The organism is Yersinia sp. 2542 StPb PI, assembly GCF_048593855.1.
GTDB classification, from domain to species: Bacteria; Pseudomonadota; Gammaproteobacteria; order Enterobacterales; family Enterobacteriaceae; genus Yersinia; species Yersinia enterocolitica_E.
Genome location: NZ_JAZGQA010000370.1, coordinates 1 through 1661, shown reverse-complemented (window position 1 = coordinate 1661; position 1661 = coordinate 1). Strand labels below are relative to the sequence as shown.

Sequence of the window (1661 nt, the reverse complement as noted above, 5' to 3'; positions counted from 1 at the left end):
GTGCAATTAGCCGCATATGGTAGCAGTTCCTCTTCAGGCTCACTTATATCCAAAAGGAATGTTATATAAATTTCTACCCTGATTTGTATGGAATACATTCAAATTGGTGATTATTTACCCATTAAAATGTGATCACAGTCGAAAGTTTTTCAATTGTTCCATATAGGATAGCAAGGGAATGGTGGTATCAGTTTGCCAATAGACGGAAAAACAAACTAATAGAACACAGAATACGCGTTCTAATTGATTGCCTTTTTGTGGGCGTAATAGCGGGATACAGAATCGCCAGCGGCAAGGCCATAACAGCGGTACGCCAGCAGGTGTGAGCATATCCGCTAGCAAATGGCTGAAATAGCCAATAATCATTGCATGGAACGCATCTGCGGGAATAATCCAATCGCGTGAGATGTCCATTTGAAATAGTGCCACACCACCGATAACGGCCAATAGGCTATGGGTAAACCCACGATGGCCAAATGCACGGGCAATGGGGGTGGAGAGCCACTTTAACCGCTGGCCAAGGATTGACTTTGGGTGATCAATATCGGGTAGCAGGGAAGTTAGCAGGGCGCCAGGGATAATATGCCACCAGTCACCCTGTGCCAGTTCCGGTGTAAGACCGACTTTTTTGGCAAAGATAGCGCAGGCGACAGAAAAAATAAGGTGTCCTTCCCCTGTCATACTTGAATTCCGAGTCTGTAGCTGTTGATTTATCCAGTATATGAGATTTATCTTGGCGTGGATAGTCGTTACGCTGTAACTAAATGTCTCATTTTTCTCTGGCTGAGAGCAGGGAGTTTAACGTGAGTATTCAGGGGGGAAATATCAGGTCTTGGGCTGAAATGAAGTTACATTGATAAAAAAAGGGGAAAAGTGACCGGGAGTCGACTTTTCCCCAAAGTAATACGGGTATGGGCATAATTTAACAAATAATGATGAGGGTACTCATAACGACATAATAGTTAGAAGCTGTACTGTACACCGACACGGTAGCGAGTTTGACGCTCGTCAGTCGTTTTGCTACCTGCTACGTTGCCGATAGCAACATATGGCTTCCAGTTTTTATCCCATTTGTAAGCAATTTTCACATCATGAGTCCATTCTTCTTTTTCTTTATTTGCCAGAATTTCATCTTCAGATTTCTTGTAGTTTAATTCGTATTCTGCTGAATAGTCTTTCAAGAAGTTATAAGCAAACAGCATGGTGAACTCATGGCCTTTCTCTGTTGCTTTGGTCTGAGCTGGCTGGTTACGCTTGTAATATGGGCGATAACGCAGTGAGGTAGAGAAATCATCAGTAAAGGACACTTTACCGCGCAGGTAAGGGCGATAGTTGTTCGAGTCAGATGATGACTCTAATGAGAAACCAGGCTCAATCTGGAATGTTTTGTTGAATTGATAGACATAGCTGGCAACCACTTCGGTACCATTACTGACTTGCTCATTAAATGGTTTATTAGGCGTAGTATCAGAGCTGTGCTGGCCCCATTTCCCTTCTAAAGATAAACCAAAACCATTGGCAAAACGGTTGGAGATCAGTAAACGGTCTTTATGATCAGATTTACTGGTATCTTTCATTTCATGCCGATAGTCAATTGTTGTTGCAACAGAACTAAAACTGATAACAGATGCCACTGCCAAAGTAAGTAATTTAAATTTCAT

2 protein-coding genes are annotated in these 1661 nt (G+C 42.4%); both read right to left on the bottom strand.

Features of this window, described 5'->3' with window-relative positions:
• Positions 1 to 132: 132 nt before the first annotated feature.
• Positions 133 to 681: a metal-dependent hydrolase gene (locus tag V1952_RS21700; RefSeq protein WP_005182936.1), complete on the bottom strand. Its 549-nt coding sequence runs from the start codon at positions 679 to 681 to the stop codon at positions 133 to 135.
• Between the two features lie 281 nt (positions 682 to 962).
• The coding region (locus V1952_RS21695) for an oligogalacturonate-specific porin KdgM family protein (RefSeq protein ID WP_372559170.1) at positions 963 to 1661 on the bottom strand (699 nt) is incomplete at its 5' end.